This is a genomic window from Desulfoscipio geothermicus DSM 3669, assembly GCF_900115975.1.
Taxonomy (GTDB): domain Bacteria; phylum Bacillota; class Desulfotomaculia; order Desulfotomaculales; family Desulfallaceae; genus Desulfoscipio; species Desulfoscipio geothermicus.
Genome location: NZ_FOYM01000002.1, coordinates 158,263 through 178,724, shown reverse-complemented (window position 1 = coordinate 178,724; position 20,462 = coordinate 158,263). Strand labels below are relative to the sequence as shown.

The window sequence follows — 20,462 nt, the reverse complement described above, 5'->3', positions numbered from 1 at the left end:
CCCAGGGTGCAGATATTTACTGTAATGACGGACATCTTTAGACTAATTAAGCTGATGATAAAACATATGCGTGCTACCGTTATTCCAAAGGAACGGGATGAGTTTTTGAATAAAATGCGAATCAATAGTTTTACACACCCGGTTGGTGTATAAAACTAAATTCATACCTGAAAAAACATTATCCACAATCCACAGGATATCTCTGTCCAATTTTAAGCGCAATTTACGTGATAATATTGTTTAGCATAAATAGACATGATTTTTGTCAAAATAGCCATGGTATTTTTGGTAATTATTTCTTTATTTTTCATGATAGAGACGGCTTTTCGAACAGGCTCATTATGAATATTAATATAAATGGTACCCAAATTATTAATACAAATCCTCCCTGTAGGGTTTAAGAATTAACCCCGTATCAATAATAAATAGATTTAATTAATGACAATAGTTCCAATTTGAAACAGGGTAAATCATGTGACTGTTCCCAAATAGCACATGATACAACAACCTTTATTAAATCTGGAAGGGAATTTTTTATTATAGTATTATTATGGCACAATAATAATAAAACAAGGCTATTTGATCCTTTCCCGCAAAATGTTAAAAACCCGCAAGTCCTTGATTTTCAAGGATCCACGGGTTTTGAAAAGTGAAGAATTGGTCGGAGCGACACGACTTGAACGTGCGACCTCTACCACCCCAAGGTAGCGCTCTAGCCAAACTGAGCTACGCCCCGAACTTATTCGCTTTCGCGATTGCAAAAACTATTATATAATTTGTGTTATTGAAAGTCAAGGGTAATTAGCCAGGAATATTGTGGGCGACATAATTTTTAACCGGTACAGGCACACATGCTTTCGATTCTTCATAAGATATATAATCTACAGCATAAAAGGGGGAATGTGTGTTGCCCGGTTTCTGGACTCTGGCAGTGGCGTCGGTAATTCAGGGGATTATGCTGCTCATTTCATACGTGGCCCAAAACAGTTTTCCCAAACCGCTCTCCGAGGAAGAAGAGCAGTATTATCTGGAAAAACTGGCGCAAGGGGATGGTGAGGCCAAGGATATTTTAATTGAGAGGAATCTCAGGCTCGTTGCCCATATTATCAAAAAATTTGAAGGAAGCGGGGATGATTTTGACGACTTGATTTCCATTGGCACCATCGGGTTAATAAAAGCAGTGAACACTTTTAATGTGGAAAAGTCTTCGAGGTTGGCTACTTACGCATCCCGGTGCATTGAAAACGAGATATTAATGTATATGCGTTCCAAGAAAAAAATGCGCTCGGAAATGTCTTTGTATGAACCAATCGGTACGGACAAAGAAGGTAACGAAATTCATTTTATGGATGTGTTGAGCACTGATGCGGAAGCTGTGGCCGAGATGGTCTCCCGCAACCTGGACAAGGAACAATTATGGCACAAGCTGAATAAACTCCCCCCTCATGAGAAAAAAGTACTGGTCCTGCGGTTCGGATTACGGGGAAAAGGACGTAAAACCCAAAAGGAAATTGCCAAAAAGCTGGGCATATCCCGTTCTTATGTAAGTAGAATAGAAAAAAGGGCAATTGATCGACTGACGGAACAATTTTTGGCAGAGGCTTAAAATATATTACAAAAATTTTTATATTGACAACTTATTGGTTTAATTGATAAACTAAGCAAGACAAAATAACAAAATAAACAAAGTGCTCTTATCCGGAGTGGTGGAGGGACTGGCCCAATGAAACCCGGCAACCAGCTTTATCTTATGATAAAGTATGGTGCTAATTCCTGCAGGAGATTAATCTTCTGACAGATAAGAGGTTGTAGCTGTTTGCAAAGCCTCTTCTGCTGTGGAAGAGGTTTAAATTTTGTCGGAGCGGAGCACAAATTTGTGGAGGTGTGCTGATGGCAGTGGAAAAAACATTTCAGGAAATCAATGAAAGAATCAAAGCAGGGAAGGCCGTGGTGGTTACCGCAGAGGAACTGGTTTCCATGGTCAAGGAAAAGGGTGTCACACGGGTCGCATCTGAAGTTGACGTGGTCACAACGGGAACATTCGGCCCCATGTGCTCTTCCGGCGCGTTTTTGAATTTTGGGCACTCCAGGCCCAGGATAAAAATGCATAAAGTATGGCTTAACAATGTTGCTGCTTATACCGGTATAGCAGCGGTTGATGCTTATATCGGAGCTACCGAGGTGCCCGAAGATGACCCGCTGAACAGCCAGCACCCTGGTAAATTTCGGTACGGCGGAGGACATGTTATTCAGGATCTGGTAGCCCGAAAAAAAGTGGTATTAAAAGCCACCGGCTACGGCACTGATTGTTACCCCAGGAAAGAAATTGAAACCGAAATCACCCTTGACGATATCAACGAGGCGATTTTGTTCAACCCGCGCAACGCATACCAGAATTATAACTGTGCCGTTAACTTGAGTACTAAAACCATATATACCTATCTGGGAGTATTGAAAGCCAATTTGGGCAACGCGCACTACTCTACCGCTGGACAGCTCAGCCCGCTGCTGAAAGACCCACAATTCAGAACCATAGGGGTAGGAACGCGCATTTTCCTTGGTGGCGGTATTGGTTACGTAGTCTGGAACGGCACTCAGCATTTTCCGGGGCGTAACCTGGTTGAAGATGGTAATGATTACGGTTACGCCGGCGCTACCCTTTCCGTGCTGGGTGATCTAAAACAAATGAGCCCGCGCTGGTTGGTGGGTACCAGTATGATTGGTTACGGGGCTACCTTGACGGTGGGCATCGGCATTCCCATCCCGGTGCTTAACGAAGATATCTGCCGCTTTGCCGCCGTTGGGGATGATGAACTATACGCTCCCATTATGGATTACAGCGATGATTTTCCCAATCTCAAGTCCAACAACCTTGGATTTGTCAGTTACGCCGAGTTAAAGAGCGGTAAAATCAAGGTTAACGGCAAGGAAGTACCCACTGCTCCGGTTTCCAGCTACCCGCGCGCCCGGGAAATTGCCGGTACTTTGAAACAGTGGATTCAAAAGGGTGATTTTCTGCTGGGTGAACCGGTGCAGCTTTTACCCAATGCCGAAGCGGGAATTAAGGCCAACGCTTTAAAAGGTTAATTTGCGGAAAGGGAGCGTGAAAAAATGTCCACCAAAAAAGTAGTACTGCGTTTCGGTGCTGATATAGCTGACAAACCCGTAATATATAAATTGGTAAAAGATTATGATTTGGTAATTAATATATTAAAGGCCAATGTCAACCCGCAGAAAGAAGGAACCATGGTACTGGATATCGCCGGGGAAAAAGCCGACCGGGGTATAGATTACCTGCGTCAGTTGGGCGTCAGGGTACAGTCCCTCACCGAGGAAATAACACAAAACGAAGAAAAATGCGTCAGCTGCGGGGCGTGTACAGACATCTGCCCGTCCGGGGCACTATATATCGACCGGCCTGATATGACGGTGCGATTTGACAGCGATCGTTGCGTTATATGCCATCTTTGTGTTAAAGCTTGCCCCATGCGGGCTATGGAGGTTCGTTTTTGAAATATATTGAACGCACATACAGGCTTCTGCATAGGCAGGAAGACCTGGCCTTCTTTCAGGTTTTAATTAAAGAAACCGACCTGGACATAGGTGTGTTGCGCAGCAAGCTGACCCCCGAACTGGTAGCCGGCACCAGGCGGCAAGTGATGAGCGTAAGGTCGCAGCTTGAGCAATATATAGCCTGCGACGTTACATTTGTTAAAACGCTGAAACCATACAAGCCTGTCCCCGGTGCACCGGAGATAGTAAAACTCATGGCCGATGCCGCCACCAGGGCCGGTATCGGGCCTATGTCAGCGGTGGCGGGTACTATAGCGCAATACGTTGGTGGATATCTGGTTAAACGGTCCAGGGAAGTGATCGTGGAAAACGGTGGGGATATCTATATTCGATCGGAGCGGATGCGCAAGATTGGTGTTTTTGCCGGCCCCTCCCCCTTTACCAACCGCCTGGCCCTGGAAATTCAGCCGCACCAGACTCCGCTGGGTGTCTGCACATCATCCGGTACTGTAGGGCATTCGCTCAGCCTGGGCCGGGCGGATGCAGTGGTTGTGCTGGCTCCGTCGGCGGCTTTGGCCGATGCCGTGGCCACGGCGGCGGGCAACCTGGTGCAGGAAGAGGATGACCTGCAGGCGGCGGTGGATTTTGCCCTGGGGATTAAATCCATTATTGGGGCGGTGGCCATTAAAAATGACAAATTGGCCGCCGCCGGCAACATTAAGTTGGCGCCCATGTAAAAGCGGGAGCTAATAAGACAGGCTACTTGACTTGGATATGATTTCCATGAAAAGTAGCCTGTCCCCTTTTTAAACTGATTAGTTTACGTTTTTCTCCCGGCCTTCCCACTCTTTGGACCGGAGCTTGTATTTCATAATCTTGCCGGTTGATGTTTTGGGCAACTCGCCGAATTCAATTTCCTTGGGTACCTTGAACCGGGCAATGCGTTCCCGGCAAAATTCGATTATTTCTTCCTTTGTCGGGTTGGCCCCTTCTTTAAGATATATAAAGGCCTTGGGCACTTCACCCCACTTTTCGTGGGGAATGGCCACCACAGCCACTTCCAGGACATCCGGATGCTGGTAAATAACATTTTCCACTTCCACGGTGGAAATATTTTCACCGCCGCTGATGATGATATCTTTCATCCGGTCCTTGATTTCAACATAACCGTTGGGATGGGTGACGGCCAGGTCGCCGCTGTGGAACCAACCGCCGCGAAAGGCTTGCTCCGTTTCTTCCGGTTGTTTGTAATAGCCGGCCATGACGTTATTGCCCCGCATGACAATTTCACCTATGGTTGTTCCGTCGTGCGGCACCGGTTCCATGGTGGCGGGGTTGACTACATCCATGTACACGGAGGTTATATACGGGACGCCCTGCCGGGCCTTGATCCGGGCCCGCTCTTCCACTTCCAGTTCATTCCATTTCGGTTTCCACTCGCATATACTGTGCGGACCATACACTTCAGTCAGACCATATGTTTGTGTAACCGTGCACCCAACGGCCTCCATATTTTTAATTACCGTGGGGGAAGGCGGCGCCCCGGCGGTCATGATATTCAGATGCCTTTTCATTTTTACTTCCCCTATGCCCTTGTAATTGGCCATGCCGATGAGCACAATGGGTGCGGCGCACAGGTGGGATACTTCTTGTATTTCAATTTGCCGGTAAATTTCTTCGGGCACCACTTTTCTCAGGCAAACGTGGGTACCGCCGGCGGCGGTGATACCCCAGGTAAAGCACCAACCGTTGCAGTGGAACATGGGCAGTGTCCACAGGTAAGTTGTCGATGAGTTACAGCCGAACTCCAGTATTTCGCCCAGGGCATTCAAGTAGGCGCCCCGGTGAGTGTATAAAACGCCCTTGGGTTTGCCGGTGGTGCCGCTGGTGTAATTTAAAGTTATAGGCTGTAGTTCGTCTTCCACTCCGAAGAAAAATTCTTCCGGCTCCACGGATATGAATTCTTCATAATCGGGACCGTCGAAAGCCTTGGGCTGTACGTCACAGATGTTCACAATTTTTATGTCTTTGATTTCATCGAGGATAGGCTTGATCACGCCGGCAAATTCAGTATCGATGAAAAGCATCTTGCTTTCGGAATGCTGCAGGATGTAAGCGACTTCCTGGGAGGACAACCTGATATTGATGCTGACCAGCACACCGCCCACAAGGGGCACGGCATAATGAGCTTCCAGCAGCGGCGGGAGGTTGGGGCACAGGAACGCCACCTTGTCGTCCTTGCTGATTCCCTGCTGCTTTAAAGCAGTGGCGAACTTTTCCACGCGCTGTTTAAATTCAGCATAGGTTGCTGTAAAGTCATTATAAATTACAGCCTTTTTTTCGGGGTAAACAAAAGCACTTCTCTCCAGGAAGCTTAAGGGTGACAATGGTTCATAGTTGGTCTGGCGCATATGGTCCCTCCTTGGCATCATTATTTTTTAAGGATAAAATAAGTTGTTGCTGGCGCCGTTGCCAGATGTTTGTATGCAATTCTTTCAGGGCGTTGGAAGAGGTTTTGGTTCTATTTGCCACCTCCCCGGAGTGGGTGTGATGTAATATTTATAATTGCAAAAATTGTGCAACTTTTTTAAAAAACAAGGCCGCGTGGTAAAATTTCCAGTGTAAATGGTATGTTTTTAAAGCTAAACGGTTGATTGTTCCGGTATTCGATCAGTTAGTGTAAATCATCATTTACTATAGTGTAAAAAATAGTGACTGCTCTTCAGTGGTTAATAAGTCTTTAAAGGATTTCGCCGCCACCACTGCCATCATCGCGTTCCCATCGTGATTAAGATGACCTTCATCATAAAAATACCTGGCCTCGCCTTCCTCGGTTCCCGGCAGGCAGAGCGGTGTGTAATAGTCAATCAATGGAATATCATGCAGTGCGGTGTAATCTTTCAGCCATTTCCGGAAACGGGACAACCAGACCTTGATCTTGTCTGTGCCAAACGGAAAAAAGGAATTGCCTGCCAACGGGTTTGAGCAAATTGGCGTTGTCAGGCCGAGAACGGGTTTTATGCCGTGTTCCAGGCTCAGTTCGACCATATTGCATATGCTGTGCTGCGATTCTTCAGGGTCAAATGCAAGCCAGGCATCATTGGTTCCGCCCAGAATATGCACATGGGTGGGGGCCGACGCCAGCACATCCCTGCTGAAACGGCGCAGCATATCATTGGTGGTATCGCCGTTCATGCCCCGGTTAACCAGGTTCAGACCCTGGCTGCGCAGCCGGTTGATCCAGGAAAATGCGGGTCCGAAAGGATAACCGAAAGTAATGCTGTCGCCCAAGCAGATTATTTTGTGATTTGTTTGTATTGGAGTTGTCATTAAATTTTTTCACTCCTCAATGCGTGCAGTTGTCTGACCAGGTATTTGACAACCAGGTACAGCAGCAGCAAAGCCAGGGCCGCCAGGGGCACCTGGTTCTTGAAGTAACCTGCTATTAAAGGCCAGTTGTGCCCGAACAGCATACCCACGGAAACATTCATTGAAACCCAGATAATGGTAAAAATAAAATTATAAAATAAAAAATGGTACCATTTGAGGCCGCTGGCCCCGGCCATATACGGGGTTAAGTTGCTGACCATAGGTACAAACCGGCCGATGATGATAAATACGGCTGCTGATTTTTCCATCCAGTCGCGGGCCTGTTCCATTTTACGCCGGTCTATGCGCAAAAATTTACCGTAGCGATCAAACACGGGGTCCCCAACGTAACGACCGATGGCAAAGGCCAGAACGGCTCCTATATTGAAACCCAGCACGGCAACCAGGAAAACGCTGTAAAAGTTCAGCTGGTGCTGGTTGACCAAAAAGCCGGAAAACATAATCATCACTCCGCCGGGAAAGGGCAGTCCCAGCGCTTCGATTATCAACCCGCCGAGCAGGCCGCCCAATCCCAGCGTGTCAAGGTAATTTGCCAAAAAATCCTGCATGTGAAAAATCGCCTCCCCCCATAGCATATCCTGCGAGGAGGCCATTTTTTCACAATTCAATGCCCGATACCTTAAACGGGTAATTTTACAGGACTTTGGCTATGCCCTTGTAGACCAGTCCCCGCTGGCCGTCAACGGTGACGAAATCCCCGTCCGGAATTAAGGACGTGGCATTCTCCACCCCCACGACAACGGGTATGCCGTATTCCAAGCCCACAATGGCGGCGTGTGAGGTCAAGCCACCGGTTTCGGTAACGATCGCTGCGGCTTTTTCAATGGCCGGTATAAAATCGCGATCAGTATCGTAAGTGACCAGTATATCGCCATCCTGGATTTTATCCTTGGCATCCCGAGGGTCGGTGGCTATACAAACCTTACCGGTCACCGCCCGGTTGCCGATACCGGTGCCCCTGGCCAGAATATCGGCTACAGTATGTACCTTGATCAGGTTGGTGGTCCCGTGTACACCCACGGGCACGCCGGCGGTAATTACTATCAAGTTGCCGGGTTTGATCAGTCCGGCTGCCAGAGATACCTGCACCGCCGCCTCGATCATGCTGTCGGTGTCCCGGGTATGGGCCACCGGCAGGGGGTGTACGCCCCACACCAGAGCCAGTTTGCGTAACACGCGGTAGTGAGGTGTAACGGCGATGATGGGGGCCCGGGGCCTGTACTTACTGACCATTTGGGCTGTATATCCGGATTCCGTTGAAGTAATGATTGCCGCCGCCCCCAGATCCTGGGCGGTGGAAACAGTGGCGTGGCTGATGGCGTCGGTAACCGTTCTGGATAGGACCCGGCGCTTGTTTTTCAGTACTTCTTCATACTTGATGGCCGATTCAGCGTGGGCGGCAATACGGGCCATGGTTTCCACCGACTGTACCGGGTATTTGCCGGCGGCTGTTTCTCCCGAAAGCATAATAGCGTCCGTCCCGTCCAGGATGGCGTTGGCCACGTCGCTGGCCTCGGCCCTGGTGGGGCGGGGATTGTGAATCATCGACTCCAGCATCTGGGTGGCGGTGATCACCGGTTTCCCTACCTGTACGCATTTTTCAATGATGGTTTTTTGGATCAGCGGCACCTCTTCGGGAGGAATTTCCACGCCCAGGTCGCCCCGGGCCACCATTATGCCTTCCGATACCTTTATGATTTCATCCAGGTTCTTAACCGATTCTTGGTTTTCTATTTTGGAAATGATATTAATGTGACCGTTGTTGTCTTCGATAATTTTACGGATGGTCAGCACATCGTTTGCCGTACGCACAAAAGAAGCGGCGATAAAATCAAAATCGTGTTCCACGCCGAAAATAATATCGCGTTCGTCCTGTTCGGTAATCGCCGGCATTTTTACAAAAACACCGGGTACGTTCACACCTTTTTGGCTGGTTATCTCGCCCCCGTTTTCCACCAAACAGTCAATTCTCCGGCCCTCCACTTTTTGCACCCGCAAGGCGATTAACCCGTCGGATATTAATATTCTATCGCCCGGTTTGACGTCATCCGGCAGGCCCTGGTAAGTCACCGGCAATATTTTTTCGTTGCCCTTGATATTTTCCGTGGTTAGACTTACCACGGAGCCGGCATTGAGCCGGACGGGTTCCTTTTCCAGATAGCCCAGTCGTATCTCAGGACCTTTTGTGTCCAGTAAAACAGCTATATTTTTACCTGTATTTTTGGCTGCCCGGCGGATAGCCGCCAAGCGCCGGGCGTGATCGTCATGGGAGCCGTGCGAAAAGTTTAGCCTTGCCACATTCATGCCGGCCTGTATCATTTTTTCCAGTATATCTACCGATTCGCTGGCCGGCCCAATGGTACATACTATTTTGGTGCGCCGCAAAAGTTATCCCTCCCTCAAATGGATAGTATATTAGCCAGGTTATATATTTCCAGGTCGATGGGTCTTTTGCCATGGAAAGCCGCCTCAAGGGGGGACGCAACAACCTTGCCCGCCACCATTCCCACCATGTGATTGCGACAGCCTTCCATCAATAGTTCCACGGCTTTGGCGCCCATCTGGCTGGCCAAGATGCGGTCAAAGGCGGTGGGCGTGCCCCCGCGCTGCAGGTGGCCCAAAATAGTGACCTTGGTTTCCAGTCCTGTCATCTCCCTGATTTGCTTGCCCACCTCCAAACCACTGGCTGCTCCTTCAGCTACGATGATAATGCTGTGCAGCTTGCCTCTCTTGTATCCGCGCTTGAGTTTATCACATACTTCTTCGATGCTTTGCCGGAGTTCCGGGATCAGTATGGATTCGGCCCCGCCTGCCAGGCCCGCCATTAAAGCGATGTATCCGCTTTCGCGTCCCATAACTTCCAGAATGAAAGTTCTTTCGTGTGAGGTGGCGGTATCTCGAATCTTGTTGATTGCTTCCACCACGGTATTGATTGCGGTGTCAAAGCCGATGGAAAATTCAGTGCCTGTGATATCGTTATCTATGGTACCCGGCACGCCGATGACCGGTAAATTGTATTCCCGGTTAAAAACCTCCGCTCCCTTGAATGAGCCGTCGCCGCCGATAACCACCAGGCCCTGGATACCGAAGCGCTGGACATTGGCAAAGGCTTTGGACCTGCCCTCGGGCGTTTTGAATTCTTCCGACCGGGCTGTGCGCAGGACGGTACCGCCCCGGTGGACTATATCGGCCACCGAGCCGAGGTTCATCGGGCCCATGTCGGCCTCGATGAAACCGCTGTATCCCCTCTGGATGCCGATTACTTCCAGACCATGGTAGATAGCCTTCCTGACCACCGCCCGGATGGCCGCGTTCATACCCGGTGAATCACCGCCACTGGTTAAAACGGCAATGCGCTGCATCATATGCTCCCCCTTTTATGCATTAATCGGAATGTTAGTCTTGTTGTGCATAGGATAGTTACCTATTTTGCCGTAACGACTTAAATATGCAATTATTTTTTCTGGTAGCGGTGTTTAATATCCAGTGAGCTTTGCATAAAGATATTTTGGTAAATAAAGAAATATATCCAGAGCGCTTGCTCTGGATGAAATATGTTCAGTCACTCGTCGGTTCTAACCGTGCCGTGCTTGGACATTATTTCCGCCCGGCCGCGTATTTTGATGGCTGAAGTATGCTGGGTGAATTGCGCAATCATCACTTCACCCTTGTCCAGTTTTTCGGAATGATGGAATTTCGTATCGCGTCCCCGGGTCAGCCCGATAATGGTGACCCCGTTTTCCAGGGCCTTGATTACGACATATTCCCCGCTGACTTCATTAAATTCTGCCATGCTTTCACCTCGTAGTAGTTACCTTTTTCTAGCAGTCATCATAACACAAGGGAGCGGGTTTGACAAGCTGGCAGCTTATGAATTGCTGGACCGTTGTTTCCGCTGCGCCGGCGAAGATACATTGATTGCGGGGAACAAACGGTCCCAGCGGTTGTCCTGCCGGGGTTTTATGCAGAACAGGTGGGGGCTGCCGGTTGTTCCTTGATCTTGACCCGGTCCGGGCCCAGTAGGGCGGTGAGTTCCTCCAGCACTCCGGAATCCAGGTTGACCCAGAAACGGCGGTCGGCCCGGGCCAGCTTTTTTTCCCGCGGGAAATAAAGATAAACCGGGCATTCACCGTGGAATGAGCATAAAACCATTTGTATTTTGGAGAGGATCTCCGGCGATGTGTCCTCCATTTTAATGTATAATTCTCCGGTCCTTTGTAAAATTAGCGGCTCTAAGGCATTGATAATGATTTTAACTTGTTCGTCCTTTTGCTCGGCAACCCCTTTGACTATTACCGGGTTGTCCACTTTGAGCAGGGCGGCGTACTGCTGGTAAGTACGGGGGAAAACCACCAGTTCCACCGTGCCGGTCAGATCCTCCAGGTTGGCGAAGGCCATGCTGTCCCCCCGCTTGGTGACGATTTTCTTGACCATGGTTAACAGGCCTCCCACCACCACTTCTGATCGTTCTTCCAACTCCGTCAGGCCGGCTACTTGGTGTGTGGCCTGGCGCATGATGGCTTCACGGTATTCGGAAAGGGGGTGCCCGCTGACATATAAGCCCAGGGCCTCCTTTTCCAGTGCCAGTAATTCCCCGGGGGAGAATTCCTTGAGATCGGGCATGTCCAATGATAAGGTGTCTTTAACTTCATCGCCCCAGAAGTCCAGCAATGACAGCTGCCCGTTCTTCTGGTCCTGCTTGGTCAACTGGGCCAGTCCCAGCCCGGCGTCTATGGCGGCCATCATCTGGGAGCGATTATGCCCCAGGGAATCGAGAGCGCCGCTTTTAATCAAATTTTCCAGTACCCGGCGGTTGATTACTTTGGTGTCCAGCCGCTGGCAAAAATCGGCAAAGGATTTGTAGGGGCCGCTTTTTTCCTTGGTTTCAATGATGGCCTTTACTGCATTCAGGCCCACATTTTTAATGGCGGCCAAACCAAAACGTATTTTATCACCGTCCACCGTAAAGTCCGTGCCGCTGGCATTAACGTCCGGAGGCAGTACGTCAATTTTCATGCGCCGGCATTCCTCGATATAGAAAGATACCTTGTCGGTGTTGTCCCTGATCGAGGTCAACAGCGCTGCCATGAACTCCACCGGGTAGTTGGCCTTTAAATAAGCCGTCTGGTAAGAAACCAGGGCGTAAGCTGCTGAGTGGCTTTTATTGAAACCATAACCCGCAAAGTATTCGATTAAATCAAATACCTGGCCGGCAATTTCCGGGTCGACCTCGTTTTTCTCCGCACCCTCCATGAACTGCACCCGCAGGTTGGCGAGAATTTCCGGTTTTTTCTTGCCCATGGCCCGGCGCATCAGGTCCGCTTCGCCCAGGGTAAATCCCGCCAGGTCGCTGGCGATGCGCATGACCTGCTCCTGGTAGAGAATAACGCCGTAGGTATCCTTGAGAATGGGCTCCAGCTTCGGGTGCAGGTATTCAACCCTTTTTTCCCCGTGCTTCCTTTTAATAAAGTCCTCCACCATGCCGCTGCCCAGCGGCCCGGGGCGGTACAGCGCCACCAGGGCGACAATGTCTTCAAAAACTTCGGGCTTTAACTCGCGCAGGATGGCCCGCATGCCGCTGCTTTCCAGTTGGAATACGCCCACTCCTTCGCCGCGGCCCAGTAGTTCAAATGTTTTGGGGTCTTCCAGGGGAATCTCTTCAATGTTAATGTCGACACCCCTGTTTTCCCGGATCATTCCAATGGCATCGGCGATTACCGTTAGAGTGCGCAGACCAAGCAAATCCATTTTCAACAGGCCCAGTTCTTCGGCCTGATCCTTGGCGAACTGGGTGGTCAGCGGGCCGTCGGCGGCTTTATATAATGGAAGATAATGGGTCAACGGCTGCCGGGTAATCACCACCCCGGCGGCGTGGGTGGAGGCGTGTCGGGGCATACCCTCCAGCAGGGCGGCCATGTCGATGAGTTTTTGCACCTGGCTGTCTTCCCGGTATGCCTGGGCCAGTTCCGGGGAGTCCTGTAGCGCCTTTTCAATGGTGATTTTCAAATCATTGGGCACCAGCTTGGCAATTCGGTCCACGTCCCCGTAAGTCATGCCCAGCGCCCGGCCCACGTCCCGGATGGCCGCCTTGGCGGCCATGGTGCCGAAGGTGGCGATCTGGGCCACCCGGTCGGCGCCGTATTTCCCGGTCACGTACTCAATGACTTCGCCGCGCCTTTCAAAGCAAAAGTCAATATCGATATCGGGCATAGACACCCTTTCGGGATTCAAAAACCTTTCAAACAGCAGGTCGTATTTCAATGGGTCCAAATTGGTGATGCCCAGCACGTAAGCCACCAGGCTGCCCGCCGCCGAGCCTCGCCCGGGTCCTACGGGGATGCCGGCCTGTCTGGCAAAGTGAATAAAGTCCCAGACGATCAAAAAATAAGCGGAATAACCCATTTGCTTGATGATGCCCAGTTCATATTCCAGCCTTTGCCGCACCGGTTCGCTCATCCCACCGTAGCGCCATTCCACGCCCTGCAGGCATAACTCGCGCAAGTAAGAGTCCACGGTATGCCTTTCCGGTACATTGAAAACCGGCAGGTGCAGTTTTCCAAACTCCAGCTCGACGTGGCACCGGTCAGCGATACGGTAAGTGTTTTCCAGGGCGTCCGGCACTTCCCCGAACAGCGCGGCCATTTCCTGTTCGCTTTTCAAATACAGTTCCTGGGATTGAAATTTCATTCGCCTGGGGTCATCAATGGTCTTGCCGGTCTGGATGCACAACAGCACATCCTGCATTTCGGCGTGTTCCCGCAGCACGTAGTGCACGTCATTGGTGGCCACCAGCGGTATGCCGGCCTTTTGGTGCAGCTGAATCAAGCCCCGGTTGGCCACCCTTTGTTCATCAAACCCGTGGTCCTGTATTTCCAGGTAATAGTTGTCTTTGCCGAATATATCCAGGTATTCGGCCGCGCTTTTGGCCGCCTGCTCCGGATTGTCTTTAATTATATGCGAGGCCACTTCACCGGCGATGCAGCCGCTCAAAGCAATGAGCCCTTCGCTATGCGCGGCCAGCAGTTCTTTGTCCACCCGGGGCTTATAATAAAAGCCTTCGATGAAGCCCAGAGAAACGAGTTTGAGCAGATTTCGATAGCCCGTTTCGTTTTCTGCCAGCAACACCAGATGGTACAGGTTATCGTCCACCCGGGGTGTCCGGTCGTGCCTGGTGCGCGGGGCCACGTATACTTCGCAGCCAAGCACCGGTTTAATATTTTGCTTTTGGCAGGCTTTATAAAAATCCACAATACCGTACATGACCCCGTGGTCGGTCATGGCCAGGGCGGGCATGCCCATCTCGGCGGCTGTTTTGACTACCTCTTTGATTCTGGCCGCCCCGTCCAGCAGGCTGTATTCGGTATGCACGTGGAGATGGACAAACAAGATAAATTACCTCCGTGAATTTAATTTGCACTGTCTAATTGGCGCAAAGGGTGTATCGTAAATAATTAAACATTATCAAAAATGATATGATGTACATATATATCGTAATAAGGAAAGTAGGGATCATCGATGGTCACCGGTATAACGGCCCGGTGTGCTTCATTGAGCTGGCGCCGGTAGCGCAGTTCATCAATGAACGCGAAGGTGGCCGGCCTTCCCGGGTGGGCTATTAAAAGATTGCCACCGGGGGCAGCTGCCCTGGATATTACGTTTATTAAATGTACATTTAGTTTGGGATCGTAAAAAATGTCCGAGCCCATGACCCACTGGAACTGCCGGGTTACATTAAAGTCGCGCCAATCACCCCGGAAAACGGCAAAGTCGGTAAGTCCGTTACAGGCGGCGTTCTTTTTTACCAGTTCCAGGGCGGACGGGTTGAAATCGGAAAAAGTTACCCTGGCCCCTTTCAACCCGCACACTATGCCGGGGAGACCCAGGCCCGCGCCCAATTCCAGCAACTGAGCGCCCTTAAACTCCAGGTTGTCCCATACCCAGCTGGACAGCCCGCGGGCCGCCGGCCATATTTCCGCCCAGCACGGTACCTTGTCTTCGTCTGCCGGGTCGGTTATTAGTTTTTCCACATCCTTGACCCCCAGCAGGTGTAATTGCCGCCCGGGCAGGTCAAAGGTGATCTCCCTGGTTTCGTAGGCTAATATTTTTCACACCACCTTTGGCACAAAAAACTCCCCTTGCTCTCAAGGGGAATTTTACCGCAAATTAAGCCGGGATACAATTGGCATTACGTTTCAATCTGATACTGTTTAATTTTTTTATAAAGCCAGGCCCGTGATATGCCCAGTAGTTTAGCTGCCCGCAACTTATTGCCCCCTGTTTTTTCCAGGGCGTCCAGCAGGGCTTCCCTTTCCACGTTTTCCAGCAGGGCCGGGAGGGTTTTTTCCGCGGTTGCCTCTTTGCCGTCTGTTCCCTGCCTGGTCAGGTAATGTGGCAGGTGTTCCAGCTCTATCTTTTCTCCTTCCACCAGGTTAAACGCTCTTTCTATAATGTTTTCCAGTTCGCGAACATTGCCAGCCCAGTGGTATTCAGCAAACAGCCGGTTAACTTTTGTACTACAACTTTGTACGTTTAAATTAAATTCGCGGTTGAATTTATTAATGAAATGATCTACTAAAACTGTAATGTCTTCTTTTCTCTCCCGTAAAGACGGTATATTAAGATTAACCACATTTAAGCGATAATACAGGTCCTGGCGGAATTTGCCCTCCTCTGTCAATTTAGTCAGATCCCTGTTGGTGGCGGCGATGACTCTTACATCCACTTTCCTGACGTATCTGTCGCCCAGCCTTTCAATTTCCTTTTCCTGCAGCACCCGGAGCATTTTAGCCTGCATATACAGCGGCATATCTCCTATTTCGTCAAGAAAGATGGTTCCGCCGTGGGCCAGTTCAAATTTACCGATCTGGCCTCCTTTCCTGGCACCGGTAAACGCGCCCTCCTGGTAGCCGAATAACTCCGACTCCAGTAAATTTTCCGGTACTGCCGCACAGTTAACCTTGACAAACGGCCCTTCGCAGCGGGGTGAGTGGGCGTGCAGGGCGTGGGCAAACAGTTCTTTGCCGGTACCGCTTTCACCCGTTATCAAAACGGTGGACGGCCCTCTGGCCACCCGCCGCACAATTTCTTTCAGCCTGCCGATGGTTTTGCTGCAACCTATTATATCATCGAGCGTGTAGCTGGCGCCCTTGCCCGGCGCACCGGGTTTGACAGTTTTGCGCCTGGTGGCCAGTGCGGCCAGCCTATCAATGTCCTGGTATATAACTTTGCTGATGGAGCCGTCTATTTTACCGTTTTTCACCACCGGATAACGGCTGACCAGCGCACTTTGCTCGCCGAAACGCATCAATTCGCTGTGCTGCGGCTGGCCGCTAATGGGCATCAAATGAAGTTTGGTTTCGGGCACTATCTCGGTAATGTGCCGGCCCAAAGCATCTTTCGGCGCAATCGCCAGCAGTTCCGCCATCGCTTGATTGATAAAGTTTATATACCCCTCGCTGTTAATTGAAATGTAACCTTCGTGGGTATGATCAAATATTGATTCCAGGGCGTTCTTTTGTTTGGTGACTTGTTTCAATTCTTCAGCCAGGTGGTGCAGCTCTGTTATTTCCTGGACCACCCCGATGGCGCCCACGATGCTGTTATCCTTGATAATCGGGGTGCGGTTGGTAATGTAAAGGGCGTTGCCCAGCACGAACTTGCGCCCGATATGGGCTTGACCGGTCTTTAATACTTTAATCAGGCCGGTATAGGGAATGACATCTGAAATTAACCTGCCTTTGGCCTGTTCAGCAGTGATACCAAACAATTTTTCACAAGCGCGATTAAATATGGTAATTCGCCCCCGGTGGTCCACGGCTATCACCAGGTTGGCAATGCTGTTAAAAATGAAACTGTCATCACCCAAAGGCGACGGGCTTTTAACCAGGTTGCTTTTAACGGCCACCTAAATCACTCCCTTTGACCGCAGGTAGAGCGCTAATGTTCGACAATTTAAAATATTCTACAAAAAAGAAATAAGTCCTGCATGCAAAAATAAAAATTGTTTTAATTATATTAGTATTCTATTATACACAAATATACACAAGCAGGTTTAATATTTACCAATAATTTTATTAAGATTTTCTCCCAGTTCATTTTTAAAAACATCCTGGTCATCTTTATTTTTCAAAATCAGGTTTATAGTTTTATTTATATTGTCTGTATTTAGTGAACTTTCTTCCAGTGCGGCCAGCGCCCTGGCCCAGTCGATGGTTTCGGCAATGGACGGTTTCTTGCGCAAATCCAGGTTTGCCCGGATATAACGGGCCACGTTGGCTATTTGGGCGGTTATTCTTGTGCCGGCCTGGGGAACCTTGACCTGTAAGATGCGTGTTTCTTTTTCCACAGACGGAAAATCAATGTACAGGTAAACGCAGCGCCTTTTCAGCCCGTCTGACAATTCCCGTTCCCCGTTGCTGGTAAGCACTACGATGGGTACATGCTTTGCCGTCAGGGTGCCCAATTCGGGTATGGATACCTGGAAGTCGGACAGCACCTCGAATAAAAAGGCTTCGAACTCGGCCTCAACTTTATCAACTTCATCAATTAAAAGAACAATTTTATCCTCGGAACGGATGGCCCGGAGCAGCGGGCGCTCCAACAAGTATTCCTCGTTGAATAAATTGCGCTCCAGATGGTCTTCCGCTGCGGAGTTCCGGGAAATCTGAATCTTGATTAGCTGTCGCTGGTAATTCCACTCATAAAGGGCCTTGTATTCGTCCAACCCTTCGTAACACTGCAGGCGGATCAATTCAGTATTGAATATGGAGGCCAGCACTTTGGCAATTTCCGTTTTACCGACACCGGGCGCTCCTTCCACCAGCAGCGGTTTTTCCAGGGTCAGCGCCAGGTAAATGGTTACCACCACTTCTTCTTCGCAAATGTATCCTTCCTTTTCCAGTGCCGCGCGTAATTCCGGTATGGTTGGTACGGTCGGTTTCATATAATCCCCCCATTTTAGTCAGTTATTTTAAAGTATCCTCGGGTGCTGCATTCGGGTGGTTGGCTGCCGTTACTTGAGACCGCAAAACCCGTTTTGCCTTAATGCTTCATAGAGCACCACCGCCACCGAGTTGGACAGGTTGAGCGAGCGGGCGTCGTTGATCATGGGAATGCGTATGCATTGATCGGAGAAACGCTGTAGCAGGTGGTCCGGCAGGCCGGCAGTTTCCTTGCCGAAAACCAGAAAATCGTCAGGTCCGAATTTAACGTCGGTGTATCTCCGCCCGGCCTTGGTGGTGGCAAAATGAAAACTGTGACGGGGATAGGCGGATAAAACTTCCTCGAAATTGTCATGGTAATGAATGGTCAATAAATGCCAGTAATCCAGCCCCGCCCTTTTCAAGTGCTTATCATCCACCGAAAAGCCCAGGGGCTTGACCAGGTGCAATTCTGCGCCGGTAACGGCACAGGTGCGGGCTACGTTACCCGTATTCGCGGGAATCTCGGGTTCCACCAGTACCAGGTGCATGATTGATTCAATTCTCCTTGTCAGGGTGATGTACTTTTTTTTTGGAATGCCGGCAATACCGGTTAACTGTGCATTCGTGGCATTTCGGGTTCCGCGCCGAGCAGGTCGAACGCCCGAAACTAATCAGGCGGTGATGCCAGACGCCCCGTTCAGCGGGCGGTATCAGACGGGTTAAATCCTTTTCCACCCGCAAGGGGGTGCTGCTGCTGGAAAGGCCCAGCCGGCGCGCCACCCGAAAAATATGGGTATCCACAGGGAAAGTGGGCTTGCCGAAGGCTACATTCAGCACCACATTGGCTGTTTTGCGACCCACCCCGGGCAACGATTGCAGCACAGCGGGATCTTCCGGCACTTGGCCACCGTATTTTTCCTCCAACAGGCGACAGGTTTTTATGATATGCAGGCTTTTGTTGCGGTGCAGGCCGCACCCTCTTATTTCCCGGGCCAAATGTTCCTGACTCAGGGAGGCAAAGTCCGCCGGCGTTTTATATTTGGTGAACAGGCGGGCGGTGGTTTGGTTTACCCGTATATCGGTGCACTGAGCGGATAAAATAACAGCGATCAGCAGTTCGAAGGGGTTTTTAAAATGTAGGGTGGGCCCGGCTTCCGGGATATGCCGGGCCAGTGTCTGTAGGATTTTTTTTTACTGTCCATAGTTAAGTCCTCCTAAAACAGTCGCGCATGTTCCACTTTAATGCACTTGTCCATGATGAAATCCACCCCGGCTTCCCGGCACAGGCGCGCCGCTTCGTCGTTGATGATGCCCAACTGCAGCCAAATAGCCCCGGGCTTGATTTTCAACGAATCCTGCACGATGGGCAGCACCTGGTCGCTGCGCCGGAAAATGTTGATTATATCCACCTTTTCCGGAATTTCCAGAATGTTGGTATAAGCGGTTTCGCCCAATACAATTTTTGCCCTTGGATTAACGGGGATTATCCGGTAACCTTTTTCCTGCATGTACCGGGCCACTTGATAGCTGTCACGATGGACTTTATCGGAAAGGCCGACCACTGCGATAGTGCGTCCCCGCTCTAAAATTTGCTTAATTTTATTATCGTCAGGATGAATGTACATATCTATTTACACCCCCGTAAATTATTATAAAAAATTTTTTCTATAAAACCTAAAGAGTACCTTCCACCGCTAGAATTGCTTAAACTTCTTTGCACAAAAAAATTATAATCCCAAAACCTGTTGGCAATAATAAAAAAAGCTCTGAGGATAAAACAATTATACCGCGGAAAACTAATGTTTAGCAAAAAATCCGTCGGTTTTAATTTTTTTAGCGTAAACTATCAATTTCATAACAAGGAGGGCATTGCATGAATGTCATGTTGACCTGGGTCCTGGGGGCCGTCATCTTAATCGTGCTCTTGGCCGTTTTTTTATGGTTGGCAAAAAATCGGCAGAAGAAACCCGCCTCATTATCACCGAAAGTGCCTGACGCTCCCCGGGAAGAATATGCCGAAGAAATTGCTTTCCCAGTCCCCGCTTTTCAACCCAAACCGGCAGTAAAACCGGAAACGCCCGAGATACCATGGCATTATGGTATGGATAGAATGGTGCTCATGGTGCGTGACCCCAGCTGGATTTTTGCTTACTGGGAAATTTCGGCTACCAAACAAGAAGAGTTTGCCAGACAGTACGGGCCGGATGCCTGGAACAACTCCAGGTCAGTGCTGCGTGTTTATGATGTGACAGGTATAGAACACTTTACCGGCCTGAACGCTAATAATTACATGGATATATCCATCAACGACGAAGTGGATAGCTGGCATATCGATGTTTCCCGGCCCAATTCGGCTTTCTGCGTTGACCTGGGACGACTTTTTCCCGACGGCACGTTTATAACCCTGCTGCGGTCCAATATTGTTCAAACACCCAGCGTCAGCATATCCAACCTGCTGGATGAAGAATGGATGTGGATAGAAGGTATTTACCGCAGCATTACTCACCTGCATATGGGCAGTTCGCCCATGATGGCCGAGGAAATTGCGCAGGGGATGGGGCTTGTACCACTGGGCATAAGCTCGCCCGGCTATATAAGTTCCACCGGATTTGCAGCTGGAAAAGAATAACCGCCGTC

The 20,462-nt window shown here is 49.9% G+C and carries 18 protein-coding genes, 1 tRNA gene and 1 riboswitch; of the genes, 5 read left to right on the top strand and 14 right to left on the bottom strand.

The annotated features are described in order from the left end of the window. Positions 1–658 precede the first annotated feature (658 nt). A tRNA-Pro gene (locus tag BM299_RS02340) sits at positions 659–736 on the bottom strand. 168 nt (positions 737–904) lie between these two features. Here BM299_RS02340 and sigK point away from each other — a divergent pair. The 4 genes from sigK (at position 905) to BM299_RS02320 (ending at position 4,250) form a co-directional block, all read left to right on the top strand. Further along, positions 905–1,606 (top strand): RNA polymerase sporulation sigma factor SigK, encoded by a 702-nt coding sequence (gene sigK, locus BM299_RS02335; protein ID WP_425429456.1) that lies wholly within the window; start codon positions 905–907, stop codon positions 1,604–1,606. 85 nt (positions 1,607–1,691) lie between these two features. Continuing rightward, a riboswitch (SAM riboswitch) is annotated at positions 1,692–1,805 on the top strand. 85 nt (positions 1,806–1,890) lie between these two features. Next, the gene (locus tag BM299_RS02330) at positions 1,891–3,087 is read left to right on the top strand and encodes a homocysteine biosynthesis protein (protein WP_092481846.1); all 1,197 of its coding nucleotides are present in this window, start codon (positions 1,891–1,893) and stop codon (positions 3,085–3,087) included. A gap of 24 nt (positions 3,088–3,111) precedes the next feature. Then, the gene (locus tag BM299_RS02325) at positions 3,112–3,513 is read left to right on the top strand and encodes an NIL domain-containing protein (RefSeq protein ID WP_092481845.1); all 402 of its coding nucleotides are present in this window, start codon (positions 3,112–3,114) and stop codon (positions 3,511–3,513) included. Further along, the gene (locus BM299_RS02320) at positions 3,510–4,250 is read left to right on the top strand and encodes a UPF0280 family protein (protein WP_092481844.1); all 741 of its coding nucleotides are present in this window, start codon (positions 3,510–3,512) and stop codon (positions 4,248–4,250) included. Before BM299_RS02325 ends, BM299_RS02320 begins: the two co-directional genes overlap by 4 nt. 78 nt (positions 4,251–4,328) lie before the next feature. On the opposite strand, the gene BM299_RS02315 is transcribed toward BM299_RS02320, so the two are convergent. The 13 genes from BM299_RS02315 to BM299_RS02255 form a co-directional block, all read right to left on the bottom strand. Next, positions 4,329–5,924: an acyl--CoA ligase family protein gene (locus tag BM299_RS02315; protein ID WP_092481843.1), complete on the bottom strand. Its 1,596-nt coding sequence runs from the start codon at positions 5,922–5,924 to the stop codon at positions 4,329–4,331. A 283-nt stretch (positions 5,925–6,207) separates the two neighbouring features. Beyond that, on the bottom strand, positions 6,208–6,843 hold the full coding sequence (locus tag BM299_RS02310) for a GDSL-type esterase/lipase family protein (protein WP_092481842.1): 636 nt from the start codon (positions 6,841–6,843) through the stop codon (positions 6,208–6,210). Beyond that, positions 6,843–7,451, bottom strand: a complete 609-nt coding sequence (locus tag BM299_RS02305) for a DedA family protein (protein ID WP_092481841.1) — start codon at positions 7,449–7,451, stop codon at positions 6,843–6,845. Before BM299_RS02305 ends, BM299_RS02310 begins: the two co-directional genes overlap by 1 nt. A gap of 85 nt (positions 7,452–7,536) precedes the next feature. After that, on the bottom strand, positions 7,537–9,288 hold the full coding sequence (pyk, locus tag BM299_RS02300; protein ID WP_092481840.1) for a pyruvate kinase: 1,752 nt from the start codon (positions 9,286–9,288) through the stop codon (positions 7,537–7,539). A 14-nt stretch (positions 9,289–9,302) separates the two neighbouring features. Next, a complete protein-coding gene (pfkA, locus tag BM299_RS02295; RefSeq protein ID WP_092481839.1) occupies positions 9,303–10,265 on the bottom strand; it encodes a 6-phosphofructokinase in 963 nt (320 codons plus the stop codon). A gap of 200 nt (positions 10,266–10,465) precedes the next feature. Further along, on the bottom strand, positions 10,466–10,696 hold the full coding sequence (mtrB, locus tag BM299_RS02290; RefSeq protein ID WP_092481838.1) for a trp RNA-binding attenuation protein MtrB: 231 nt from the start codon (positions 10,694–10,696) through the stop codon (positions 10,466–10,468). 167 nt (positions 10,697–10,863) lie between these two features. Further along, positions 10,864–14,289, bottom strand: coding sequence for a DNA polymerase III subunit alpha (locus BM299_RS02285; protein WP_092481837.1), 3,426 nt, complete (start codon positions 14,287–14,289; stop codon positions 10,864–10,866). 65 nt (positions 14,290–14,354) lie between these two features. Continuing rightward, the gene (locus BM299_RS02280; RefSeq protein ID WP_245779607.1) at positions 14,355–14,930 is read right to left on the bottom strand and encodes a class I SAM-dependent methyltransferase; all 576 of its coding nucleotides are present in this window, start codon (positions 14,928–14,930) and stop codon (positions 14,355–14,357) included. A gap of 158 nt (positions 14,931–15,088) precedes the next feature. Beyond that, positions 15,089–16,807, bottom strand: coding sequence for a sigma 54-interacting transcriptional regulator (locus BM299_RS02275; protein WP_245779606.1), 1,719 nt, complete (start codon positions 16,805–16,807; stop codon positions 15,089–15,091). A 147-nt stretch (positions 16,808–16,954) separates the two neighbouring features. Then, the gene (locus tag BM299_RS02270) at positions 16,955–17,845 is read right to left on the bottom strand and encodes an AAA family ATPase (protein WP_092481835.1); all 891 of its coding nucleotides are present in this window, start codon (positions 17,843–17,845) and stop codon (positions 16,955–16,957) included. 69 nt (positions 17,846–17,914) lie between these two features. After that, positions 17,915–18,373: a tRNA (uridine(34)/cytosine(34)/5-carboxymethylaminomethyluridine(34)-2'-O)-methyltransferase TrmL gene (gene trmL / locus BM299_RS02265; protein WP_092481834.1), complete on the bottom strand. Its 459-nt coding sequence runs from the start codon at positions 18,371–18,373 to the stop codon at positions 17,915–17,917. A 7-nt stretch (positions 18,374–18,380) separates the two neighbouring features. Further along, complete coding sequence (gene nth / locus BM299_RS02260) at positions 18,381–19,010, bottom strand: endonuclease III (protein ID WP_165608139.1); 630 nt, start codon at positions 19,008–19,010, stop codon at positions 18,381–18,383. A gap of 29 nt (positions 19,011–19,039) precedes the next feature. Further along, positions 19,040–19,450: a CoA-binding protein gene (locus tag BM299_RS02255; RefSeq protein ID WP_092481832.1), complete on the bottom strand. Its 411-nt coding sequence runs from the start codon at positions 19,448–19,450 to the stop codon at positions 19,040–19,042. Positions 19,451–19,698: 248 nt separating this feature from the next. Here BM299_RS02255 and BM299_RS02250 point away from each other — a divergent pair, with 248 nt between their 5' ends. Further along, the gene (locus tag BM299_RS02250) at positions 19,699–20,454 is read left to right on the top strand and encodes a DUF4912 domain-containing protein (protein ID WP_092481831.1); all 756 of its coding nucleotides are present in this window, start codon (positions 19,699–19,701) and stop codon (positions 20,452–20,454) included. Positions 20,455–20,462 lie beyond the last annotated feature (8 nt).

Bases quoted from the DNA above. Each gene is read 5' to 3' on its own strand.
- BM299_RS02330 (WP_092481846.1), top strand. From the start codon at position 1,891: ATGGCAGTGGAAAAAACATTTCAGGAAATCAATGAAAGAATCAAAGCA.
- BM299_RS02325 (WP_092481845.1), top strand. From the start codon at position 3,112: ATGTCCACCAAAAAAGTAGTACTGCGTTTCGGTGCTGATATAGCTGAC.
- BM299_RS02315 (WP_092481843.1), bottom strand. From the start codon at position 5,924: ATGCGCCAGACCAACTATGAACCATTGTCACCCTTAAGCTTCCTGGAG.
- BM299_RS02310 (WP_092481842.1), bottom strand. From the start codon at position 6,843: ATGACAACTCCAATACAAACAAATCACAAAATAATCTGCTTGGGCGAC.
- BM299_RS02305 (WP_092481841.1), bottom strand. From the start codon at position 7,451: ATGCAGGATTTTTTGGCAAATTACCTTGACACGCTGGGATTGGGCGGC.
- pfkA (WP_092481839.1), bottom strand. From the start codon at position 10,265: ATGCAGCGCATTGCCGTTTTAACCAGTGGCGGTGATTCACCGGGTATG.
- mtrB (WP_092481838.1), bottom strand. From the start codon at position 10,696: ATGGCAGAATTTAATGAAGTCAGCGGGGAATATGTCGTAATCAAGGCC.
- BM299_RS02270 (WP_092481835.1), bottom strand. From the start codon at position 17,845: ATGAAACCGACCGTACCAACCATACCGGAATTACGCGCGGCACTGGAA.
- trmL (WP_092481834.1), bottom strand. From the start codon at position 18,373: ATGCACCTGGTACTGGTGGAACCCGAGATTCCCGCGAATACGGGTAAC.
- BM299_RS02255 (WP_092481832.1), bottom strand. From the start codon at position 19,450: ATGTACATTCATCCTGACGATAATAAAATTAAGCAAATTTTAGAGCGG.
- BM299_RS02250 (WP_092481831.1), top strand. From the start codon at position 19,699: ATGAATGTCATGTTGACCTGGGTCCTGGGGGCCGTCATCTTAATCGTG.